The organism is Agarivorans sp. Toyoura001 (genome assembly GCF_005405585.1).
GTDB lineage: Bacteria > Pseudomonadota > Gammaproteobacteria > Enterobacterales > Celerinatantimonadaceae > Agarivorans.
Genome location: NZ_BJEQ01000020.1, coordinates 43,351 through 66,928 on the forward strand (window position 1 = coordinate 43,351; position 23,578 = coordinate 66,928).

Annotated in this window: 19 protein-coding genes; 17 read left to right on the plus strand and 2 right to left on the minus strand. The window is 45.0% G+C overall.

The genetic code is table 11. From position 1 onward, the window contains the following. Nucleotides 1-25 precede the first annotated feature (25 nt). The gene (gene mutH / locus FFR00_RS18495; protein WP_137674898.1) at nucleotides 26-694 is read right to left on the minus strand and encodes a DNA mismatch repair endonuclease MutH; all 669 of its coding nucleotides are present in this window, start codon (nucleotides 692-694) and stop codon (nucleotides 26-28) included. A 640-nt stretch (nucleotides 695-1,334) separates the two neighbouring features. On the opposite strand from mutH, the gene rppH reads away from it, so the two are divergent. The 8 genes from rppH (at nucleotide 1,335) to FFR00_RS18535 (ending at nucleotide 13,551) form a co-directional block, all read left to right on the plus strand. After that, on the plus strand, nucleotides 1,335-1,874 hold the full coding sequence (rppH, locus tag FFR00_RS18500; RefSeq protein ID WP_137674899.1) for an RNA pyrophosphohydrolase: 540 nt from the start codon (nucleotides 1,335-1,337) through the stop codon (nucleotides 1,872-1,874). Nucleotides 1,875-1,877: 3 nt separating this feature from the next. Continuing rightward, nucleotides 1,878-4,145, plus strand: coding sequence for a phosphoenolpyruvate--protein phosphotransferase (ptsP, locus tag FFR00_RS18505; RefSeq protein ID WP_137674900.1), 2,268 nt, complete (start codon nucleotides 1,878-1,880; stop codon nucleotides 4,143-4,145). A gap of 85 nt (nucleotides 4,146-4,230) precedes the next feature. Beyond that, nucleotides 4,231-5,037 (plus strand): prolipoprotein diacylglyceryl transferase, encoded by an 807-nt coding sequence (gene lgt / locus FFR00_RS18510; protein WP_201798775.1) that lies wholly within the window; start codon nucleotides 4,231-4,233, stop codon nucleotides 5,035-5,037. After that, nucleotides 5,034-5,885, plus strand: a complete 852-nt coding sequence (locus FFR00_RS18515) for a thymidylate synthase (protein ID WP_137674902.1) — start codon at nucleotides 5,034-5,036, stop codon at nucleotides 5,883-5,885. Before lgt ends, FFR00_RS18515 begins: the two co-directional genes overlap by 4 nt. 191 nt (nucleotides 5,886-6,076) lie before the next feature. After that, nucleotides 6,077-7,303 carry a Na+/H+ antiporter NhaA gene (gene nhaA / locus FFR00_RS18520; protein ID WP_137674903.1) on the plus strand — a complete coding sequence of 409 codons (1,227 nt, stop codon included), beginning with the start codon at nucleotides 6,077-6,079 and terminating at the stop codon, nucleotides 7,301-7,303. A 67-nt stretch (nucleotides 7,304-7,370) separates the two neighbouring features. Continuing rightward, the gene (gene nhaR / locus FFR00_RS18525) at nucleotides 7,371-8,309 is read left to right on the plus strand and encodes a transcriptional activator NhaR (protein ID WP_137674904.1); all 939 of its coding nucleotides are present in this window, start codon (nucleotides 7,371-7,373) and stop codon (nucleotides 8,307-8,309) included. Between the two features lie 553 nt (nucleotides 8,310-8,862). Continuing rightward, nucleotides 8,863-13,119 (plus strand): PKD domain-containing protein, encoded by a 4,257-nt coding sequence (locus FFR00_RS18530; RefSeq protein WP_137674905.1) that lies wholly within the window; start codon nucleotides 8,863-8,865, stop codon nucleotides 13,117-13,119. Between the two features lie 135 nt (nucleotides 13,120-13,254). Next, the gene (locus FFR00_RS18535; RefSeq protein ID WP_137674906.1) at nucleotides 13,255-13,551 is read left to right on the plus strand and encodes a metalloregulator ArsR/SmtB family transcription factor; all 297 of its coding nucleotides are present in this window, start codon (nucleotides 13,255-13,257) and stop codon (nucleotides 13,549-13,551) included. Nucleotides 13,552-13,610: 59 nt separating this feature from the next. On the opposite strand, the gene rpsT is transcribed toward FFR00_RS18535, so the two are convergent. Next, nucleotides 13,611-13,871, minus strand: a complete 261-nt coding sequence (gene rpsT, locus FFR00_RS18540; protein WP_137674907.1) for a 30S ribosomal protein S20 — start codon at nucleotides 13,869-13,871, stop codon at nucleotides 13,611-13,613. 238 nt (nucleotides 13,872-14,109) lie between these two features. Here rpsT and murJ point away from each other — a divergent pair, with 238 nt between their 5' ends. From murJ to FFR00_RS18585, 9 genes are all read left to right on the plus strand, one after another. Further along, nucleotides 14,110-15,687 carry a murein biosynthesis integral membrane protein MurJ gene (murJ, locus tag FFR00_RS18545; protein ID WP_137674908.1) on the plus strand — a complete coding sequence of 526 codons (1,578 nt, stop codon included), beginning with the start codon at nucleotides 14,110-14,112 and terminating at the stop codon, nucleotides 15,685-15,687. Between the two features lie 42 nt (nucleotides 15,688-15,729). Then, entirely contained in the window at nucleotides 15,730-16,668 is a 939-nt protein-coding gene (gene ribF, locus FFR00_RS18550) for a bifunctional riboflavin kinase/FAD synthetase (RefSeq protein WP_137674909.1), read from the plus strand. A gap of 20 nt (nucleotides 16,669-16,688) precedes the next feature. Then, nucleotides 16,689-19,520 carry an isoleucine--tRNA ligase gene (gene ileS, locus FFR00_RS18555; RefSeq protein WP_137674910.1) on the plus strand — a complete coding sequence of 944 codons (2,832 nt, stop codon included), beginning with the start codon at nucleotides 16,689-16,691 and terminating at the stop codon, nucleotides 19,518-19,520. After that, complete coding sequence (lspA, locus tag FFR00_RS18560; RefSeq protein ID WP_137674911.1) at nucleotides 19,513-20,025, plus strand: signal peptidase II; 513 nt, start codon at nucleotides 19,513-19,515, stop codon at nucleotides 20,023-20,025. Before ileS ends, lspA begins: the two co-directional genes overlap by 8 nt. Next, nucleotides 20,022-20,447, plus strand: a complete 426-nt coding sequence (fkpB, locus tag FFR00_RS18565) for an FKBP-type peptidyl-prolyl cis-trans isomerase (RefSeq protein WP_137674912.1) — start codon at nucleotides 20,022-20,024, stop codon at nucleotides 20,445-20,447. Before lspA ends, fkpB begins: the two co-directional genes overlap by 4 nt. Nucleotides 20,448-20,456: 9 nt before the next feature. Further along, complete coding sequence (ispH, locus tag FFR00_RS18570; RefSeq protein ID WP_137674913.1) at nucleotides 20,457-21,401, plus strand: 4-hydroxy-3-methylbut-2-enyl diphosphate reductase; 945 nt, start codon at nucleotides 20,457-20,459, stop codon at nucleotides 21,399-21,401. 132 nt (nucleotides 21,402-21,533) lie between these two features. After that, nucleotides 21,534-22,097 (plus strand): type IV pilus modification protein PilV, encoded by a 564-nt coding sequence (gene pilV / locus FFR00_RS18575; protein ID WP_137674914.1) that lies wholly within the window; start codon nucleotides 21,534-21,536, stop codon nucleotides 22,095-22,097. Further along, nucleotides 22,094-23,104 (plus strand): PilW family protein, encoded by a 1,011-nt coding sequence (locus tag FFR00_RS18580; protein ID WP_137674929.1) that lies wholly within the window; start codon nucleotides 22,094-22,096, stop codon nucleotides 23,102-23,104. Before pilV ends, FFR00_RS18580 begins: the two co-directional genes overlap by 4 nt. Next, the gene (locus FFR00_RS18585) at nucleotides 23,104-23,550 is read left to right on the plus strand and encodes a hypothetical protein (protein ID WP_137674915.1); all 447 of its coding nucleotides are present in this window, start codon (nucleotides 23,104-23,106) and stop codon (nucleotides 23,548-23,550) included. Before FFR00_RS18580 ends, FFR00_RS18585 begins: the two co-directional genes overlap by 1 nt. Nucleotides 23,551-23,578: the final 28 nt, after the last annotated feature.

Genomic DNA, 23,578 nt, shown 5'->3' on the forward strand with positions numbered 1-23,578 from the left:
CTCGGTCAATAGTTGATTATTTTTTTTACAATTGAAAGTAGTCGCGGAGCAGTGCTGAAGTGAAGCGGGTTCGAAGATAATAACCACGAGGAAGGGTTTGAATTGGCTGCCCGTTTGGCCCAATAGCAGCCGTGCGAGCCTTGTTATTAGCGGCTTTAGGCCGTAATTGCAATACTTGACCGTGGCGCGCAGTTATTTGATCAATTTGGCCGAAGCTGATCATTTCTACTAACTCTTCCCAATCTGATCGGAGCAGTTGCTCTTGCTCGGCTGTTGGGCTCCAAAGGATAGGATTCGCTACAATTCTCTGATCAACAGGGATCTGTCGCTCAGCCAAAATAGGGATCCACAATACCCGCGATAGCTTGTTATACACGTTGCTGGTGTGCCAAGTTGCACCTTCAATATTGGTGAGCGGAGTGATGCACACATAAGTGCTTTCTAAGGGCTTCCCTGTGTTATCGATAGGAATGGTTTTGAGTTCAATACCCAGTTCAGGAAAGTCTTGAATAGGTTTGCTGCCAGCTGTCGCGCCTAAGCACCATTCTATAAGTTGTCCACCCCAGCCTTTTTCGCGCTTCAGGTCTTTGGGGATCGCAAGGCCTTCTCGTTGAGCAAGCTCACCAAGGCTTAGGCCTGCCAACGATTGGGCTCTCTCAAACAATTCTTGTTCGGTTTTTGGTGTGCTGATCATGTTGAGTTCGTTTGCTATTAAAGCTCTATTGTATAGAAGCTGCTCAGTAAATGCAGCAGCTGAGATGAGGGTGACGTGTCACTCTTAACTATATGATTATATTGGTTTTTATCGTTTTTAGTTGAGTGTTGCACTCAACTAAGAGCCGTTATTCATAACAAATAGCGAGTTACGAACAACCTTATCCACAAAAAATATGGATAACTATCCTCAATTGTTATTAACTTGGATTTTATGCACAGAACCACGTCGTTTAACTCAAAATGTATAGAACAGCGGCTGATTGGGATTAATAAATAGTAGTTATACGGTGATTGTGTGAATTTTGAGCGCTTGAAGTTATAAACAGAGTGGGGGGCTAATAACTTAACTTTTGCTAACTAGGTTTTGTTTTAAGTATATGTTTTAATTGTATTAATATTATTTTCTTTACTTAATTGTAAGTACATTTAAATAAGTTTGGCTAGCCTTTTATCGGTTTGAAGCAAGTTATGCACAGCCTTTCGCACAGATAAATCGAATAACTATGGCTTAGCCGTTGTTAGTACAATTTACTCCCTTTGTGATAGGCATATTTGCCGCGCTTGTGTTTCTGTGAAAGAATCAGATTATCTATAGTTTTTAGCTGAAGGTTGTTTCAGTGATTGATGGGGATGGTTATCGTCCCAACGTAGGCATCGTTATTTGTAATCAACGTGGTCAAGTTTTATGGGCGCGTAGATATGGTCAACATTCATGGCAGTTTCCTCAAGGAGGCGTTGACGAGGGAGAGTCTGCTGAACAAGCGATGTATCGTGAGTTACATGAAGAAGTCGGCTTGTTGCCGCAAGACGTAAAAATTTTAGCAACAACCAGACATTGGCTGCGTTATAAATTACCAAAACGCTTAATTCGTTGGGATAGTCCGCCGGTTTGTATCGGACAAAAACAAAAGTGGTTTTTGCTGCGTTTAGTGGGCAAAGAATCGAATATTAAATTTGACCGTTGTGGTCATCCAGAGTTTGATGATTGGCGCTGGGTGAGTTTTTGGTATCCCGTAAGACAGGTGGTGTCTTTTAAGCGGGAGGTTTATCGTCGTGCTTTAAAAGAGTTCGTTACTGCGGCTTTACCCTTTAACCGTTCGGACAAAAGCCAAAGTAAAGATAAGCGACGACGCTTCAAAAAGCGCAAGGGAGCATAGCAAGTGTTAGGAGAGTTACGCGCCATTGTTGAACAGGTAAGCAATGCCGATACTCTCGACAGTGCGCTTGCTATTTTAGTTAAACAAATCCGTCACACTATGCTTACCGACTGCTGCTCGGTATATGTGACTGACTCGCAACAGCAACATTTAGTGTTACGTGCAACCGACGGCCTCGCTAGCGAAGCCGTTGGTAAAGCCTTTATGCCGCTTGGCGAAGGGGTTGTTGGCCAAGTGGCCATGCGTGAAGAGCCCATTAACTTAGCCGACGCCCGGCTTAATCCTCACTTTAAGTATCTTCCTGAAACCGCCGAAGACGGTTTCTTTTCCTTTTTAGGCACGCCTATTACCCACCAACGCAAAGTGTTAGGGGTATTGGTGGTTCAGCAATCAGAAACGCGTAGTTTTGATCAAAGCGAAGAATCTTTTCTTGTTACCTTGGCTGCCCATCTGGCGGGTGTATTAGCAAATACTGATTTTCAAGCAGTATTGAATGAGCCTTCTAAGCAGAAATGGAGCGAGGCAATTAAAGCGGGCTCTAGCTCTAGCGGAATTGCAATTGCTCGGGCTTGGATTAACCGCTCTTCTGGCGCCTTGGAGTTACAGCAAATTCAGAAAGCCAGCGATGTTTCGCATCAATTAGCACGGTTTAATGGCGCGTTAGACATTACCCGCGATGAATTTCATAGCCTTGCCATTAAGCTCTCTGAACAACTTCCAAAAGATGTCGCCTCTATCTTTGAGGTGTATCAGCACATGTTGGCTGATGCCAGTTTGGCCGGAGATATTCGCCGTAAAATCGAAGAAGGGTACCAGGTTGAAGGGGCTTTACGTTTAGTGATAGAGCACTACGTTAAGCAGTTTCAAGAAATGAATGACCCTTACTTGAAGGAGCGTGCAGTTGACGTTAAAGACGTTGGTTTGCGCTTACTACATGCTTTAGAGCTTGGCCCTAATGCTGATTTGCTACCTACTGAACCAGTAATAGTGGTCGCAGAAGAAGTGACTGCGACTATGTTTGCGCAAATTCCTCGTCAGTTTCTTGCCGGTGTTGTTTCACAACGTGGAGCAGCCAACTCCCACGCGGCGATTTTAGCGCGAGCCATGGGCATTCCTGCGCTAATGGGCTTAAGTTTTAATGTTAATAAACTCCGTGGTTGCGAGTTGATTCTAGATGGTTATTCAGGTGAGTTATTCGTAGAGCCAGACAAAATTATTCGTGATGAGTATTTGGCTTTGCTCGCTCAAGAGAGCGAGATCAATAGTTTAGTTCAGCATGACTTAGATAAACCGGCGCTAAGTACCGATGGGGTAGCAGTAGAAATGCTGATCAATGCCGGGTTAAGTGCAGATAGTGACATTGCCGTTAATGCTGGCGCCGACGGTGTAGGACTTTACCGCACCGAAGTTCCCTTTTTGATGCAAGACCGCTTCCCGTCTGAAGACGAACAATATATTCGATATCGAGATATATTGAAGAGCTACAGTGGTAAAGAAGTATGCATGCGCACCTTAGATGTGGGGGGAGATAAACAGCTTCCGTATTTTCCTATTGTGGAAGAAAATCCATTTTTGGGCTGGCGTGGAATACGCTTAACCCTTGATCATCCAGAGATCTTTTTAGTGCAAGCGCGTGCTATGTATCGCTCGGCGATAGAGTGCGGCAATTTGTGCATTATGTTACCGATGATTAGCTGCTTAAATGAAGTTGATGAAGCATCGCGTTTATTGGAGCAAGCTTGGGCAGAAGTGGTTGATGAGTTGGATTTACGTGAGCCTCCAGAGCGACCCAAACATGGGGTGATGCTTGAGGTGCCGTCGGTGTTGTTTTTACTGCCAGAGTTGGCTCAGCGAGTTGATTTTTGGTCGGTGGGCAGCAATGATTTAACCCAATATTTATTAGCAGTGGATCGCAACAATACTCGAGTTGCTGAGCTATTTGATACTTTCCACCCGGCGGTGGTGCGAGCCCTTAATCAGATTATTGAGCAGGCCAATTTAACCAATACTCCTGTGAGCTTTTGTGGTGAGTTAGCGGGTGAGCCGGTGGGAGCCTTGTTAGTGTTGGCTTTAGGTTATCGCCGCTTAAGTATGAGCAGTTTCAATCTCGCCAAAATCAAGTACATTATTCGCCACGTTAATATGGCTGATCTCACTAAGTTACGTGAACAAATTTTACTTAGCCAAAGTGGCTCTGCTATTTACAGCTTGTTATATGACTATCTTGAACAGCTGCAGCTGTCTCAGTTAGTGCGCGTGAGTAAACATTAATAATTATGCCACCAGTCAAAGCTTGTCTCGTGGCCTTTTTCACTGCAAAATGCCCTTTCTTTTTACTCCCTAAATAGAGCTATTTATCGTGTCTACACCTTTGCAATTCCCTGAGATTGACCCGATTGCCATAAGCATCGGTCCATTAGACGTGCGCTGGTACGGTTTAATGTATTTATTCGGCTTTTTATTTGCGATGTGGTTAGGCAACCGCATGGCTGATAAGCCCGGAAGCGGTTGGACACGTGCTGAAGTCAGCGACTTGTTATTCTACGGTTTTGTTGGGGTGATTATTGGTGGCCGTATGGGCTACGTCATGTTTTACCAATTCCCGCAGTTTTTAGACGACCCTTTGTATCTATTTAAAATCTGGACGGGCGGCATGTCATTCCATGGTGGCTTGTTAGGCGTGATTGGCGCAATGATGTGGTTTGCTCGCCACACTAAAAGACACTTCTTTACGGTGGCTGATTTTATTGCGCCGTTGATTCCATTTGGCTTGGCAACCGGGCGCTTAGGAAACTTTATGAATGGCGAGTTGTGGGGTCGCGCAACAGACATGCCTTGGGGGATGGTGTTCCCTAGTGGTGGTATGGTGGCAAGACACCCTTCTCAACTATATGAAGTCGCTTTAGAAGGAATTGTACTGTTAGTGTTGTTGTTAATTTACGCTAAACGCAAACCGCCAATGGGAGCGATATCAGGTGCCTTCTTGCTTGGCTATGGTAGCTTCCGCTTTATTATCGAATTTTTCCGCGAACCCGATAGCCATTTAGGTTTGCTGAGTTTGGGCATGAGCATGGGACAAATCTTGTCTCTGCCAATGATTATATTTGGCGCTTTGTTTATCGCTTGGGCTTACCGCCGTAATACCAAAGAGAGTAACGCATGAAACAGTATTTAGATCTTTGCCAACGGATTGTTAACGAGGGTACATGGATTGAAAATGAACGCACCGGTAAACGATGCTTAACGGTTATTAATGCTGATCTTGAATACGATGTCGCTAACAATGAGTTTCCCTTAGTGACTACTCGCAAAAGCTACTGGAAGGCGGCGATTGCAGAGTTGCTAGGTTATATTCGCGGCTTAGATAATGCTGCTGAGTTTAAAGCATTAGGCACCCCAACTTGGTTAGCTAACGCGAATGAAAACCAAGCTTGGCTAAATAACCCTGCACGTAAAGGCGACAACGATATGGGGCGTGTTTACGGGGTTCAAGGGCGTTCATGGCGCAAGCCTGAAGGTGGCTCGGTAGATCAACTCAAAAAAATCGTTGATGACTTAACTAATGGTATTGATGACCGCGGTGAAATATTGTCCTTTTATAATCCTGGTGAATTTCACTTGGGGTGTTTAAGACCATGTATGCACACCCATACCTTTTCGTTGTTAGGCGATACTTTGTATCTCACTTCGTCACAGCGTTCTTGTGATGTGCCGTTAGGGCAAAACTTTAACCAAATTCAGGTGTTTACTTTCTTAGCGTTGATGGCACAAATTACCAGCCACAAGGCGGGTAAGGCTTATCATAAAATTGTTAATGCTCACATCTACGAAGATCAGCTTGCACTGATGAAAGACGTGCAGCTTAAACGTGAGCCTTATGCTGCACCTAAGTTACATATCAACCCTAAAATTAAATCTCTAGAAGATTTAGAAACCTGGGTAACGCTGGATGATTTTGAAGTCAGTGATTACCAGTTCCACGACCCTATTGCTTATCCGTTTTCGGTTTAAAGCATCAAATAAAACCTGATAAATCGTTTAAGTCTTGTCAGGTTTTATTTTCAATTTGTATTAATAAATGGTTAAGCCGTTGCTTGTAGTTTTTATCATCGGAATATCCGATGATAAGCGTAATTACAAGTGAATATGTTTTAACACACCGCTGAGTAAAATAATGTCTTCATTTTTCTCTGTGAGCTGTTATGAAATCATTTCTTGATCGTTTTTTAAGAATGGAAGCTGCCGGTGGTATCTTGTTGATGCTAGCTGCCGTGGTAGCACTGTTTATGGCAAACAGTGCTTGGTTATCTCCTGCATATTTCGCATTTCTTGATACCCCATTTCAAGTGCGTATTGCCGAACTCGATATTAACAAGCCCTTATTGTTGTGGATCAACGATGGGTTAATGGCTGTGTTCTTCTTGGTTATTGGCTTAGAAGTTAAGCGCGAAATGGTTGAAGGAGCGCTGTCATCTAAAGAACGTGCCTTATTACCTGTAGTCGCTGCGATTGGCGGTATGGTAGTACCCGCAGCCGTATACTTAATATTCAACATTGGTGATACAGAGCTGGCTAAAGGCTGGGCGATTCCTGCGGCAACTGATATTGCTTTTGCATTGGGTGTTATGGCGCTGCTAGGTAAGCGCGTTCCAGCAAGCTTAAAGGTATTTTTACTGGCGCTAGCAATCGCCGACGATTTGGGCGTAATTGTTGTTATTGCCTTGTTTTACACCAGTGAAGTCGCGATTATGCCGTTGGTGTGGTCGGTGGCAGCAACCCTTGGTTTATGGATGCTTAATCGGCGCGGACATGGTGGCTTAAGCGCATACATGTTGCTTGGTTTAGTGCTTTGGGTAGCGGTGCTTAAGTCGGGCGTACACGCCACCTTAGCGGGCGTAATAGTTGGCTTTATGATCCCAATTAAAGCTAACTCAGGCGGCTCTCCGCTGAAGAAGCTAGAGCACGCCTTACACCCTGCATCGAGCTTTTTCATTGTGCCTATTTTCGCCTTTGCTAATGCGGGTGTTCCTCTGGCCGGAATTAGCTTAGAAAGCTTCCAAAGTCCGTTAGCTTTGGGTGTTATTCTTGGCTTGTTAGTGGGTAAACCTTTAGGTATTTATACCTGTAGCCGCATAGCGATTCGTGCTGGCTGGGCTAAGTTGCCAGAAGGTGCTAACAACATGCAGTTACTTGCAACGTCTATGCTGTGTGGTATTGGTTTCACTATGTCTATCTTTATCTCGTCGTTAGCCTTTGCGGGTCAAACTGATTTGATAGGACTGTCGCGTTTAGCTATATTGGCAGGCTCGGTGACTGCAGCATTGTTGGGTTACGGTTTATTGCACAGGTCTACCCGTGAAGAAGCCGCTAAGCTAGCAGAGCTAGAGCTCGGTCAATCCAGCAAAACATTAAGTACGTCTTCCATGTAGTTAAATTGAAGGCCGAACAATAACAATGATGCAAACCCCGTTTTCGGGGTTTGCTGTTAGGTAAGGCATGTCACATTTAAACTACAACCATCTTTACTACTTTTGGATGACCTACAAGCGAGGATCGGTAACTGCTGCCGCTGAGGCGTTGTTTTTAACCCCACAAACCGTAACGGGCCAAATTAAGCAACTGGAACAGCGTTTAGCGGGTGAGTTGTTTATTCGCCGAGGCCCTAAAATAACCCCTACCGAACTGGGCCAGCTGGTCTATAAATATGCCGATCGAATGTTCAGTCTCAGTTATGAAATGCTCGATATCGTTAACTATTCACAACAAGATAAATTATTGTTTGAGGTGGGTGTCGCTGACGCTTTATCGAAACGTTTAGCTAGCCGTATTTTGCTTTCTGCTGTGCCACCCGACGGTAATATTCGCCTACGTTGTGTTGAGTCTACCCACGAATTGCTTTTATCTCAGTTAGCAGAGCACAAGTTAGATATGATTTTGTCAGACTGTGGTTTGGACAACGCTCAGCAAGACGGCGTGCTGAGCAAGAAACTGGGGGAAAGCGGCATTGCGTTTTTTGCTAACGAACCACTTCCTCTCTTGCCATTTCCTGCTTGTTTAGAACAACGTAGTCTATTGCTGCCCGGCAGACGTAGCTCTTTAGGCCGAAAACTGTGGACTTGGTTTGATGAGCTAGGTTTAAAAGTATCGGTATTAGGAGAATTTGATGATGCCGCGTTAATGAAAGCGTTTGGTGCATATACCGACGGTATTTTTGTTGCTCCAGCCATATATACGGAAGAAATTTTGGCTAACCCTAATACACGCTTATTAGGCATCACTAATGAGTTAACGGAGGAATATCACGTGCTGTTTGCGGAGCGAATGATTCAACACCCTTCGGTAAAACAGCTTTGTAATAGTGACTTTTCAACCTTGTTCTCAGGTGAGCAGCAATTACAAAATGTGGATGAGATTCTAAACATCAGTTGTGACTAGCTGCAGCTGGTATAAAAATTATTTAATATTATTTATTGAATAAGCGAAACAATATACCGTTTTAAAACACTTTTCTTATTGTGAGTAATATCAAATATTTTGGTTTGACCTTGAGCATTATTTGAAGCCGCGCATGTTTAGCGCTTATCTTGCTTAATTATTCACCTCCCAAGCGCTACTCTGCTATTTATAAAATACAGAACAATATTTGGGCCTTTAGCAAAATAGGCTAAGCAATAGCTGCTATTGCGCTCAATAGAATAATAATTGTTGGCAATAACGACCAACACAAAATGTTTCTGGTAACTCCCTGTTATGGAGGGTTTTTTCGCCATGGCACTGAGCTGTAGTACAGAGGCCTCGCTAAATTATAGGTATATCTCAACCTGATTTAGTGGGTGATGCCGTAAGGTATCTGAGCGCAGAAACAAACAGTAGTAGGGTTATATAAATCGGTTAACACTAAACGTTCCCATGTTTGGCTTCTGTATTTTTAACAGCGAGTAAGCGTATGAGTGGCCTTAAGCCACGAGTGCGGGAAAGGAAGCAAATCATGAAAAAGGTGTTTGCCATAAGTATGGTGGCAGCGTCGATCTCTGCGCAGGCGGAAATTGCAGCGACTCATATTTATCATAATCATATGCCAAATTTTTGGCCGTACTACGATGTAAGTCAATATGAAGGTTTGTCGGTAGGCGACCCCGTTCGTTATGCCTACGACGGCCAAGTCATTAACCTCAAGAATAGTCCTCCAGCTAACTACACGTTTTATATTCCCGGTAGCGGTGCCCCAATGCCGCACGACGATTTAGTCTCTTATTATCAGCATCATGCTAAAAAAGGTGCCTACTTAAGTTGGCCAATGGATACGGCCAAAGGCAACAACGGCAATCATCCTCAAAGCCAAACGCATGTCACCATGTCAGCATCAGTGATTAACAACGTGCAGAGTTTTGGCGAGTTAGGTAATTTGGACGGTTACAATTTGGGCTGGGGTGCTTATTGGCGTGATACCCAAAACAGTACTAAGACCAGCGGTGGTTTTAATGCTCTAGACACTATCCACTTCTCTGGTCACCACACCATGGGGCCTTTGGTGGGTAATGACTATTTCTTAAAAGATTTGATTTATCAAAACGTTACTTTGGCTCAAGATTATTTCTTAGGTGATTCATTTAAATCATCTAAAGGCTTCTTCCCAACAGAGCTAGGCTTTTCTGAGCGAATTATTCCGGTATTGACCAAGTTAGGCATTGAGTGGTCAGTATTAGGTAACGTGCATTACTCGCGTACCTTACGTGATTACCCTTACCTAAACGACCCGGGTAAAGACACCTTAATCTCACCACCTAACCGTGCCGACTTACAAAACGTTAGTGATATTGGTGCTTGGACTGAACTGCACATGTTTAATGAGCAGCAGGTTACCTACAATAAATTCCCTTTTGCTTCTATTCCGCACTGGGTGCAATACGTAGATCCTAATACCGGCGAGCAGCATAAGGTGGCGGGTATTCCGGTAGAGCAAGCGAGTTCTTGGGAAGAGGGCTACCAAGGCTCTGTAACTGCTGATGTGCTTAAAGCATTTGAAGGTGACGCAGCATCGCTTGGTAGAACTCAGTATTTCACTATTGCTCACGATGGCGATAACTCATCTGGACGTGCTGGCGACGGCGGTACTTGGGCCAACTCAGGTAACGTAACCTATGCAGACAGTTCGGTTCGCGGTATGGGGGTGGATGAATATCTAAAAGCTTACCCAATTCCTGCGGATGACATTGTTCACGTACAAGATGGCTCTTGGATTGATACTCGAGATTCATCTGCTGATCCAACGTGGTATCACTGGCATATTCCAGTGGGTGTGTGGCGTGGCCAAATGGCTGATTTTAATACTGCCAATGGCACTGATTTTGTCGCCACTCGCGAGCATATGGTATCGCTAGAGCTAGGTTATCATTATCTAGAGCGTAACTTTGCCTTACTGCAAGCGGCAGAAAACTACGCAAAAACAGCTGAGCAAATCTGGTTAGACAATAACCCTAACCATTGGAGCCCAAGCACCGCGCGTGATAACGAAGTGACCTACCCAGGTAACCAGTTAAACCCGTGGATGATGTCTTACCCTGTTAAAGGTGATGCCGGAAACAACTACGCCGGTGGTGCAAACCCAGCTGAATTAGGTTGGTATTTCTTGCTAGCATCTATTGATTCAGGTTTTGGTTATTATGACGAAAACGTTGATGACGGGGTAAAACCTACCATTTCGTTTAATCAGTCTTTGCACTTCACTACACCTTATGTAGATGCCAACTTGAGCCAAGATAAAACCGGCCCGTCTGTTTGGTGGCCTCAGCGCTACCCTTACAATCCTGGTAGTGCCAACTCAAGTAAGGCTGAAGGGTGGGCGACGGTTTACGCTGATACTAAGTTTGCTATTTACACCTATGGTTATGACGTAAATGGCATTCAAGATATTAAAGTTAAGGTACGTGTTCACAAAGATAAGTGGGCGACCGCAACCGATAAAACCTTTAAGTTGTACGATCCAAGTGCTCACAGCAGCGATCCAAATGTTGACCCATCGCGTGTAGGTGAATGGCAAAGCTTTGACATGAATGAACGCGACTTAAGTGGCGATATCAATGGTGTGACTTGGCAGCCTTCTGGTAAAGAAATGTTTGATGTAGTACCTGCCCAAGAAATTGGTAACTTGTACTTCAGCTACATTGACCAATACCAGGAGCAATTGCTTGATTACTACATTGAAGCAACAGATAGCAAAGGCAATGTGACTCGTTCTGAGATTCAACAAGTTTACGTAGGTGCTGGCCAGTTTAGTTCGGTGGGCGGTAAAACAGTTGAAGATGTTAATGGCGCAATTGCTGGCGAAGCCATGTTCTTTACTGATGGCGTGGTAGTGGGAGATAAACGCCCTGTTGCCAATATAGATGCTACTGGTGGAGAAGTGGCATTGGGTACCGTTGTTACCTTAAGTGCTGCAGGCTCTTCAGATGAAGAAGGTCCAATTGCTAGTTACTTATGGAGCACTGGTGAAACTACCCCTTCAATTACAGTTACGCTAAATGAACGTACTACTGTGTCGGTGACTGTGACCGATAGCGTGGGTCAAAAAGCCTCTACCAGTGTGACTTATCGTATTATTGGTCAGTCTCTTACTTCAACGGTGTACTATCAAGACAACAGCGGTTGGGGGCAAGTATGTTTGCATTACACCGTTGATGGTGCGGTAACTTGGACAGTGGCACCTGGCGAAGCTATGCAAAGTGTTGGTGGTAACTGGTACAGCTTAACCGTAGACCTAGTGGATGGTACTCAACTAGAGTTTGTCGCTAACAACTGTAGCGGTACATGGGATAATAATGGCGGTCAAAACTACAAAGTAGATGATGGCAGTTGGAATGTTGTCTCGGGAGCCATCGCAGCAGGTATACCAGATGGTTTAGATGGTAACGCGGCACCCGTAGCTGCTATTAGCCCTAGCAGCCAAACAGTAGCGAAAGGCTCTGTGGTGACCTTAAGTGGTGCAGGTTCAAGTGATAGTGACGGGTCAATTGCCAGTTACAGCTGGAGTACTGGTGCAAGCACTGAGTCTATTTCGGTCACGGTGAATGAAACTCAAACCATTAGCCTTACGGTTAGCGACGACAAAGGTAAAACTGCCAGTACCTCGGTAACACTGACGGTAGTGCCAAATAAAGCACCTATCGCCAACATTTCTCCGGCGAATCAAACCGTTGCCACTGGGACTACTGTTACCTTGAGTGCAGCTGGTTCAAGTGATGAAGATGGCTCTATTACGAGTTACTTGTGGAGCACAGGCGAAACAACTAGCAGCATTGATGTAGTGGTAGATGTAAGCAAAACCATCAGCGTAACTGTCACTGATAATGAAGGTGCTACAGCAACTGCTAACGCTGTGTTAAGCGTGGAAAGCGATGAAAAAGCGAAAAACTTTAATCAGCTTTATTTCCGCGGAACAGCAAACGGCTGGGTAACTACTGCGATGGACCTGGTTGCTGATAATACATGGCAACTAGTAGTTGAACTTGATGGCCAAGCTGATCAGCGCTTTAAGTTTGATGTAAACGGTGATTGGGGGCAGAACTACGGCGATAACAATGCTGACGGAGTGCTAGAGCAATCAGGTGGAGATATTTTCACTACGCTAACGGGTTCTTATTTAATCGAAGTTAATGATCAGACGCTGGCTTACAGCATCACTGAGCTTAATGCTAACCAAGCTCCCACGGCCATTATTGGTGCCTCGGCTACTCAAATAGATATTGGCCAAAGCATTACTTACAGTGCGGCCGGTTCTAGTGATAGTGACGGCACCATTGCTAGCTACCTATGGAGCAATGATGCGACCACAGAAACCACTACTGTAAATTACGCTACTGCAGGTTCTTATGGTATGAGCCTTACCGTAACCGATGACGGCGGTAAAACGGCAAAAGCGTCTGTTGTTGTAGAGGTGATTGACCCAAATGCTAACTTTACTGCTAACTTCCAACAGCTGTTCTTTAGAGGAACGGCTAACAACTGGCAAACTGGGGCAATGAGCTTAGTGGCAAATAATACTTGGCAAACTACGGTAAGCTTTGACGGCCAGAATGAGCAACGTTTTAAGTTTGATGTTAGTGGTGATTGGTCAAATAATTACGGCGACAATAATAACGATGGCGTACTAGAGCAAACGGGTGGAGACATCTTCACCAACGTTGTAGGCAATTACATAGTGGAAGTGAATGATGCCACTATGCAATATAAAATCATCGCTCAATAAACCTATCTCACCCTAAGTAAAAGCCGCTACATAGCGGCTTTTTTCTTTGCTTCGCATTGGCCGCTTAGGCGGCTGGCTAGCGAGTTCCAGTGATTTCACGTATAGTTTGCCTTAATTGCTTCACTAGGTAGAAAGATGAATATAGAAGACATGCAAAAAAATGCAGAGCCTGCATTAAAGCTCCTTAAAGCCCTAGCTAACGAAAGCCGTTTAATGATTTTGTGCCATCTAGTCGAAGGTGAGTTAACGGTAGGGGAGTTAAACCAACGGGTTCAGCTTAGCCAGTCTGCTTTATCACAACACTTAGCATGGTTACGCAAAGATAAGCTGGTAAGCACCCGTAAAGAGTCTCAAACCATCTTCTATTCTTTGGCTAGTGATGAAGCCAAAGCGGTGTTAGGCCAGCTGCACGCGCTGTACTGTGCTGATTAGCTGAATTTCAGATATAAAAAAACCGGCCAAGGCCGGTTTTTTTTATCAAGCGCTTTAAATTAAAGTGCGTTGATTTTAGCAACAATGCGGCTCTTATGACGAGCTGCTTTGTTTTTGCTGATCAAACCTTTAGACGCGTAACGGTCTAAAACTGGTTGAGCGGCTTGGTATGCTGCTGTAGCTGCTTCTTTATCGCCTGCTTCGATAGCTGCAATAACTTTTTTCAAATTAGTGCGCATCATAGAGCGACGGCTAGCGTTATGTTGACGACGCTTTTCAGCTTGGACAGCGCGTTTTTTAGCTGACTTAATATTAGCCAAGTGTAACTCCTGAACTTTGTCTTGGAATTATGAATTTTAAGGCCGTGGAATATGCCCGTTTTTCATGTTTATGTCAAACAATTTTTAACCAACTATAAATATCCAAGTGCGTAAAGGCCAAGTAAACGTTACGGCCGTAGCATAGATCTGTATAGGCGGGTAAACTGTGGCGCGATTCTACCAGCATTTTCTATGTTAGGGCAGAGGAATTTGTATAAATTGGCAACAGGACAGTGCATTGAGTAAAACCTTGTTAAAATCGGGCGCTATTGTTAGCGGTATGACCTTGATTTCTCGCGTATTGGGTTTAGTTCGAGACGTAGTAATAGCAAACTTGATGGGGGCGGGCGTAGCCGCCGATGTATTCTTCTTTGCCAACAAAATCCCCAACTTCTTACGCCGACTATTTGCCGAAGGCGCGTTTGCCCAAGCTTTTGTGCCAGTGCTTACCGAGTACAAACAAAAAAGTGCCGAAGATGAAGTAAGAGAACTGGTTGCCAAGGTGAGCGGTACGCTTGGCTTGGCGGTGACCATTGTGACCTTATTTGGCATTATTGGCTCGCCACTGATTGCTGCCCTATTTGGTACAGGCTGGTTTATCTCATGGTTAAATGATGGGCCTGATGCCGCAAAGTTTGAACTGTCGGCCTTTTTATTAAAAATTACCTTTCCCTATTTGTGGTTTGTCACCTTTACCGGTTTATCGGGGGCCATTCTTAATGCTTATGGTCGTTTTGCGGTGGCTGCCTTTACTCCTGTGTTACTGAATGTCGTGATCATTGGTTTCGCCATGCTAGTGTCACCGCAGCTAGAGCAGCCCGAGGTAGGGTTAGCTATGGGCGTGTTTTTTGGTGGCTTGGTTCAGTTTCTGTTTCAACTGCCTTTTCTATTTAGGCTTAAGTTATTACGCAAGCCAAGTTGGGGCTGGAAGCACCCAGGTGTGGAAAAAATTCGCACTTTAATGATTCCCGCTTTATTTGGGGTCTCGGTCAGTCAAATTAACCTGCTGCTTGATACTCTTATTGCCAGCTTTCTGGTCACTGGTTCTATTTCTTGGCTGTATTATTCAGACCGTTTGTTGGAGTTTCCATTAGGGTTATTTGGCATTGCTATCGCCACGGTGATCTTACCTAGTTTGTCGCAACGTCATGTAGACGCTAATCCTAAACAGTTCCAACAAACCATGGATTGGGCAGTGCGTATGGTGTGCTTTCTAGGTATTCCAGCCACCATAGGTTTAGCGTTGTTAGGTCACCCTATTCTTCAAGTATTATTTATGCGCGGTGCTTTTGACCAACAAGATGTACTTAATGCCTCATACAGTTTAATGGCGTATAGCGGTGGCTTGTTATTCTTTATGTTAGTGAAAGTATTAGCGCCCGGTTATTACTCGCGGCAAGATACTAAAACCCCGGTTAAAATTGGCATCATTGCCATGGTGAGTAATATGGGTTTTAACCTTATTTTCGCCATTCCTTATGGCTACGTAGGGTTGGCGATTGCCACAGCGTTGTCGGCTCTGCTTAACGCTTCTTTATTGTATCGGGGCTTGCACAAGCAAGGAGTATACAAAGTGAGCCGAGCCACTAGCGGGTGCATTGTGCGCATAGTGCTCGCTTCAGTTGCCATGGGAGGCCTTATTTACTGGCTTTCTCCGGTGGCTGAGCAATGGTTTGCCCTTAACTGGTACAACAGCGTTATTCAGTTGAGCATTTGCGTTGCAGCGGCCATTGCCAGCTACTTAGTTTTACTATTTTGCTTAGGGATAAGATTAGCGCACTTGAAAAGCAGTTTCGGGGCTGTAACTGCGGACTAAACAAGCTATAATCCGTCGGTTTTTGACGAAATAGGCGCGGGAATGGAGTTAATTCGCGGTATACGCAACATTAAAGCGCGCCATTATGGCTGTGCCTTAAGCATCGGTAATTTTGATGGTGTGCATTTAGGCCATCAGCAAGTAATAAAACGATTAGTTGAACAGGCTCGCCAGCGGGGCTTACCTGCTGCGGTAATGATTTTTGAGCCGCAACCTTTAGAAATATTCGCTAAAGATAAAGCGCCCGCTCGAATTAGCCGCTTTCGCGATAAATACCAACAGCTCAAAAGTTTGGGTGTTGACCGTTTGTTAGTGGTGCGTTTTAACCAAGCCTTTGCTCAGCAAAGTGCCGACTATTTTGTGCGTCAATTATTGGTAGAGTTGTTAGGTATTAAGTATCTAGCAGTAGGCGATGACTTTCATTTTGGTAAAGGCCGAGAAGGTAACTTTGCTAGTTTGCAAGCCGCTAAACAGCAATATGGTTTTGAGCTAACTTCAACTGATTCATTTTGTATGAATCAACAGCGAGTTAGCAGCACCTTATTGCGCCAGCATTTAGCTGACTCTGATTTTAATACCGTGGGTCAGTTATTAGGGCGAAAATTTAGCTTTAGTGGCAAAGTGATCCACGGGCAAAAACTAGGGCGCCAACTGGGATTTGCTACGGCAAACCTAAAGGTGGCTCGTCATGTTTGCCCGATTCATGGTGTATTTGCAGTAAAAGTGTATGTACACGGGCAGCCAGAGCATCGATTCTCTGGAATTGCCAATATAGGCTGGCGACCAACCGCCGCAGGAAAAGATTTATTGGTGGAAGCGCATTTGTTTGAGTTTGATGCCAATCTGTATGGTCAACGCTTAGTGGTTGAACCGCAGTTAAAAATACGAGATGAACAAAAATTTGATTCACTTGATGCGCTGAAAGCTCAGGTGAATCTCGATATTAAGCGAGCAAAAGCCTACTATGGCCTTGCTGAGTAATTGACTGGAAAAGTGATTCGATGAGCGACTATAAAGATACTCTTAATTTACCTGATACTGAATTTCCGATGCGTGGTAACTTAGCCAACCGCGAACCTGCAATGCTTAAGCGTTGGGACGAAAAGGATTTGTACGGCCAGATTAGACAGGCCAAAAAAGGTAAAAAGAGCTTTATTTTGCATGATGGCCCTCCTTACGCCAACGGCAATATTCACCTTGGCCATTCGGTTAACAAGGTGCTTAAAGACATCATTATTAAATCGAAGACCTTGTCAGACTTTGACTCGCCATATGTGCCGGGTTGGGACTGTCATGGTTTGCCTATCGAGTTGCAAGTAGAGAAGAAAGTTGGCAAGCCTGGTAAAAAGGTAACTGCTGCTGAGTTTCGTCAAAAGTGTCGTGATTATGCTGCTAAGCAAATCGACGGTCAGCGTAAAGACTTTATCCGCATGGGCATACTAGGTGATTGGCAAAATCCTTACCTAACCATGAATTTTGGTACTGAAGCTAATATTATCCGTTCATTGGCTAAAATCATCGATAACGGCCACCTATTGCAAGGCTCTAAGCCGGTGCATTGGTGTACCGATTGTGGCAGCGCATTAGCCGAAGCCGAAGTTGAGTATGAAGATAAAACTTCTCCAGCTATTGATGTACGTTTCACAGCAGTAGACGACGCGGCAGTTCTCGCCAAATTCGATCACCCAGAAGGTGTTACTGGTGAAGGCCCGATCTCTACAGTAATTTGGACCACCACTCCCTGGACCTTACCGGCTAACCGTGCAGTAGCGGTGAACGCGCATTTAGAATATGTACTAGTGCAAATTGAAACCGAAGCCGGTAAAGAGCGCTTAATTTTAGCGCGTGACTTAATGGAGCAATGTGTAGAGCGTTTTGGCGCGACCCACTTTAATGCGCTAGGTTACTGTCAAGGTGAAGCCCTTGAGCTGATTAAGGTTAAGCACCCGTTCTACGATTTTGAAGTACCGGTTATTTTAGGTGACCACGTTACTACGGAATCAGGTACTGGTTGTGTGCATACCGCACCTGGCCACGGCCAAGAAGATTTTGCTGTTGGCCAAAAATACGATCTAGAAGTCGCCAACCCAGTGGGCGACAACGGTGTTTATTTATCTGACACTGAGTTTTTTGCTGGCCAACACGTATTTAAAGCCAACGACAATGTGGTTGAGAAGCTAAAAGAAACTGGCGCCTTATTGCATCATCATGCATACCGCCACAGTTACCCACATTGCTGGCGCCACAAAACACCTATTATTTTCCGTGCTACGCCGCAGTGGTTTATTAGCATGGATCAAAATGGTTTGCGTAAGCAGGCTATGCAAGAAATCGAGAAGACCCAGTGGATCCCTGATTGGGGCCAAAGCCGTATCGAAAGCATGGTAGAGAACCGCCCAGATTGGTGTATCTCTCGTCAACGTACGTGGGGCGTGCCAATTGCACTATTTGTGCATCGTGAAACTAATGAGCTTCACCCACGTGCAGTAGAGCTTATGGAAGAAGTGGCGAAACGAGTAGAAAAAACCGGTATTCAAGCATGGTGGGATTTAGATGCTACCGAATTGTTGGGCGCTGAAGCTGATCAATACCGTAAAGTAGAAGACACTTTAGATGTATGGTTTGACTCAGGTTCGACCCACTCAAGCGTAGTAGACGCGCGTGCAGAGTTTAATGGTCAAGCTACCGATATGTACCTTGAGGGTTCAGATCAACACCGTGGCTGGTTCCAATCATCATTGATGATCTCAACAGCGATGCACGGCAAAGCACCATACCAACAAGTATTGACTCATGGCTTTACGGTTGATGCTAACGGCCATAAGTTTTCTAAATCTTTAGGCAACGGTATTGCGCCGCAAGATATCTGGAACAAATTGGGTTCAGACATCTTACGTTTGTGGATTGCTTCTACTAACTACACCGCTGAAATGAGCGTGTCTGATGAAGTATTCAAGCGCAGTGCTGACGCATACCGTCGTATTCGTAATACTTCTCGCTTCTTATTAGCTAATTTGGCTGGTTTTGAGCCTGAGCAGCACTTAGTGGCTGCTGAAGATATGGTCGAGCTTGATCGTTGGGTAGTAGGGCGTGCTGCTGCAGTTCAACAAGAGATTGTAGAAGCTTACGAGCAATACCAATTCCATGTGGTATACCAGAAGTTAATGCACTTCTGTTCTATCGAGCTAGGTAGCTTCTACTTAGACATTATTAAAGATCGACAGTACACGGCTAAAACAGATGGTCTAGCGCGTCGTTCTTGCCAAACGGCACTGTTCCACATTGCTGAAGCATTAACCCGCTGGATTGCGCCAATTCTAAGCTTTACTGCCGACGAAATTTGGCAAGCTCTTCCTGGTGAGCGTAACGAATTTGTATTCACTGAAACGTGGTATGAAGGTTTAACACCGTTAGCCCAAGACAACAGCATGAATGATGCATTCTGGGCACAATTAATCACTATTCGTGATGAGGTGAACAAGAACCTAGAGCAAGCGCGCCGTGATAAGAAAATTGGTGGCACCTTAGAAGCGAAGGTAACGCTGTATGTCGATAGCGAGCTAGAACAAGTACTTACTCAGTTAGGTGATGAACTTCGCTTTGTATTACTTACCTCTGGTGTGAGCTTACAGCCGCTAGAACAAGCAACTGCTGACGCGGCCGTTACCGAATTGGCCAACCTTAAAGTGGCTGTTGAAGTTGCCAGCGGTGAGAAATGTGACCGTTGTTGGCATCACCGCGAAGATGTTGGTCAAAATGCAGAGCATCCTAGCTTGTGTAGCCGTTGTGTTACCAACGTAGCGGGTGAAGGTGAGTCTCGTCACTATGCATAATGAAGCAGTAGCGAATAAAACGAGCAGTACTGGTTTACGTTGGTTGTGGTTGAGTGTCGTGGTATTTGCACTTGACCAAATCACTAAACTAGCAATAGCTAAAACTTTTGATTTATACGAGCGCGTAGAAGTAACTCCATTTTTTAACTTAGTATCGGTACGCAATTACGGTGCAGCCTTTAGCTTTTTAAGTGATGCTGGTGGCTGGCAACGTTGGTTTTTTACTGCTATCGCTATTTTTGTTAGTGGCTTATTGCTGTGGTGGATGAAGAAAACCCCTGCCAATCAAAAGTGGCAAGCGATTGCTTACGCCTTGGTGCTGGGGGGGGCCATTGGTAATGTAGTTGACCGTGTGGTGTTTGGTTACGTGATCGACTTTTTAGATTTTTATGTAGGCAGCTATCATTGGCCGTCTTTTAACGTAGCTGACTCTGCTATTTGTGTAGGCGCTGTGTTATTGGTGCTCGACAGCATTTTCTCGCCCCAGCCAAAGGACGCTAAATGATTCAGCAAGGAAGCAAAGTAGAACTTCATTTTGTATTGAAGTTAAGCGATGGATCGATTGCCGAAAGCACTTACAATTACCCTAAGCCAGCTCAGCTGGTAGTGGGCGATGGAAGCTTAACCGAAGGTTTTGAAAGGTGTTTAGAGGGCTTAAAAGCTGGCGATAAAAGCCAATTTGAACTCAGTGCAGAACAAGCCTTTGGCCCAAGTAATCCAGACAACATTAAGTATTTCGAGCGCAGTAAATTTGGCGACGAAGCCCCCGCAGAAGAAGGCAGTATTATTGCTTTTGCTCAACCTGACGGTAGCGAAATTCCTGGTATTGTGCGTGAAGTGACCGGTGATTCAGTGACAGTGGACTTTAATCATCCACTGGCTGGGCAAACGGTTATTTTTGAAGTAGAAATTTTAGCGGTTAATTAAGGATCGATAGTGGAAATACTGTTAGCTAATCCTCGTGGTTTTTGTGCTGGTGTTGACCGCGCTATCTCTATTGTAGAACGTGCTTTGGAAATGTTCGGCGCGCCTATTTATGTTCGCCATGAAGTGGTTCACAATCGCTATGTGGTGGACGGCCTGCGTAAACGCGGCGCCGAGTTTGTTGATGAACTTAGCGACGTACCAGAAGGCAGTATTTGTATTTTTAGTGCTCATGGCGTATCCCAAGCGGTGCGTGCTGAAGCTAAACAGCGTGGCTTAAAGATTTTTGATGCAACGTGTCCGCTAGTGACTAAAGTTCATATGGAAGTTACTCGAGCTAGCCGCAAAGGCATCGAATGTGTATTGATTGGTCACCATGGTCATCCAGAAGTAAATGGCACTATGGGCCAATACGACAACGCTGATGGTGGGATTTACCTAGTAGAAACAGTAGACGATGTCGCCAGCTTAAGTGTTAAAAAGCCAGAGCAACTTTTTTACTGTACGCAAACCACCTTATCAGTTGATGATACCTCTGCCATCATTGATGCCTTGCGAGAAACCTTCCCGCATATTCAAGGTCCACGTAAAGATGATATTTGCTACGCGACCCAAAACCGCCAAGACGCGGTAAAAGATTTAGCCGAGAAATCTGATGTGGTATTAGTGGTGGGTTCTAAAAACTCGTCTAATTCAAATCGCCTGCGAGAAAAAGCTGAGAAATCGGGTGCGGCAGCCTACTTGATTGACGGCGTTAGCGATATTAACTGCCAGTGGTTTAATGATGATACTAAGGTTGGTGTTACCGCTGGAGCATCTGCCCCAGAGATACTGGTTCAAGAAGTAGTATCAGGTTTAAAAGCCATGGGCGGTGTGACTGTTGTAGAAAATCCGGGGCGTGAAGAAAACACCATTTTTGAAGTTCCTGCTGAGTTACGAGTCACTCAAACTAACTAATTGAGTTATCTCTCATTTAATCTAGAAAAGAAGGCATAGCCTTCTTTTTTGCGCTATACCCTAAAGACTTGGTCAACTCTTTAGGTTACCCCTATCGAACATTTTTTAAGTGTTAAGAATAGGTAGATAGCGATGCACATCTACTCAAAACCTCACCAAAGCGGTTTTACCCTCATTGAAGTGGTTATCACTTCTTTTATCTTGGCTATTGGACTGCTGGCAGTGGTTGCTATGCAAGCTGTTGCTAAGCGCTCAAGTTTTGAAACCCATCAACGTACTATGGCGATGCTTTTAGCCGAAGACATGGTCGAACGCGTGCGCTTAAATCATATTGCTTGGCAAGCTAACAACCCCGCTACCGTCACTGTTGGTGAAGGTCAAGCTACACGAACCAAGCCTACCTGCGCGGAAAATAGCGGTTTAATGGCCGACTGCAGTTTAGCTGATGTAGTTAATTACGATCTTTACCATTGGGAGTATGGATTGCTGGCTAAATCTGCGGGCACAAAAGGCGGGCTAGTGAAACCCAATGGTTGCGTATTGTTAGCGGCTAACGGTGACTTAACGGTAGTTGTCACTTGGTTATCTCGGCAATCTCTTAGCGGGATTACCAGCGCTAACTCGGTCACTGCTAACTGTGGCGCTCAGTCCGATAAACGTCGGAAAATGGCGTTAAATACTAGGGTCAATTCATGAAGCTATTTAACCAGCGCGGCTTCACGCTCATTGAATGGTTGATTGCGATTGTGATTGGCTTATTTCTTACCGCAGGCATTGGCAGCTTTTTAGTTGCCTCGCAACGTACCACCGAATCTACCTATCACAGCGAGCAAATGATGGAGAGTGGTCGTATTGCTATGCATCTAATCACTCGAGATTTACGCATGGTGGGATTTTTTGGCGAGTATACCGGTAACCCTATGGTGCGTGGCTCCGGCGTTACACTCCTTGCTACCGATATAAGCGCCGCCAACGATTGCGTCATTGACTGGGTTGGCGCCACCCCCGAAGGCTCGTTTCCGTCTACCGATGGCCGTTTTAGTGCTTTATTTGTTGGTCAAGTGAATGCCGCTAACTCACTGGATGGGCAATACACTTGCGTAAGCTCGCGCAGTGATTTGATTACCGATTCTGATGTTATTGGTATAAAGCGAGTCATTGGCTCTCCGATACAAAGTGCCGCGGATTTAGACGAGGACCGCTATTACTTTGCTGCAAACACAGCCAGTTCACAAATCTTTACCAAAGATGATACTTGGCCTACTGAGGTTGCCATGCCGGGGCGACAGGTTTGGGAGTATCAACACATTGTTTATTACTTAGACGTTAGTGCGCAATCTGGCTTGCCAGTGTTACGCCAGTTGTACCTAGATAACAATAGCGGTATGCAAATACTCGGCTCAGGCCCATTGGTGGAGGGAATCGAGCGGATGCGGGTATTGCTTGGCGTGGATACAGACACTAGTAAAGACGGAGTAATTAACGATTTTGTGGCTGCTAGCAACGTTTCTCCCCAGCAGTGGAGTGAAGGGCGAGTCATTGGTGCGAAGGTATTTTTACTGGTGCGCTCTCTAACCGAAGATCAAAACTATACTAATGAAAACAGCTATGAGTTGGGTGACGTATCGGTAGCAGCTGCTAACGATCATTATCGTCGGGCCCTATTTGAGTCCGTCGTGTCACTTAGGAATATGGTGTATTAATGAATCACGGCCTTCGCTACTTTCGCCAACAAGGCGCAGCATTGTTTGTCGCCATGTTGTTCTTACTTATTTTAAGTTTTTTAGGGGGAGTGTTATTAAGCGCCGCTAACCAAGGCTTAAAAGTCGTGTCGGCAATGGGGGATCGCTTGGGTGCAGAGCACTCCCTAGAGGGAGAAATGAATCAGTTGATATGGGAGCCAAACTTACAAGGCGTTATTGGTTCGATGGCGCCATCAGCGTCGATGGCGGTATCTACAATGGTTACTGGGGCGAGCGGCAGCTTAATCCATACCGTAGATAGCGTATGCGCCCGCAGCTTTAGTGCCAGCAGCAACAACGCTATTACCCAATGTCGCTATATTCGAGTTGATGCTACCAAAAATTATGGAAAGGCTAATCGAGCATCCACATCCATCGCAGCGGGCATAGAGCAGCCAATATTGTGAATCATAAACTGCACTTGATAAGCCAAAT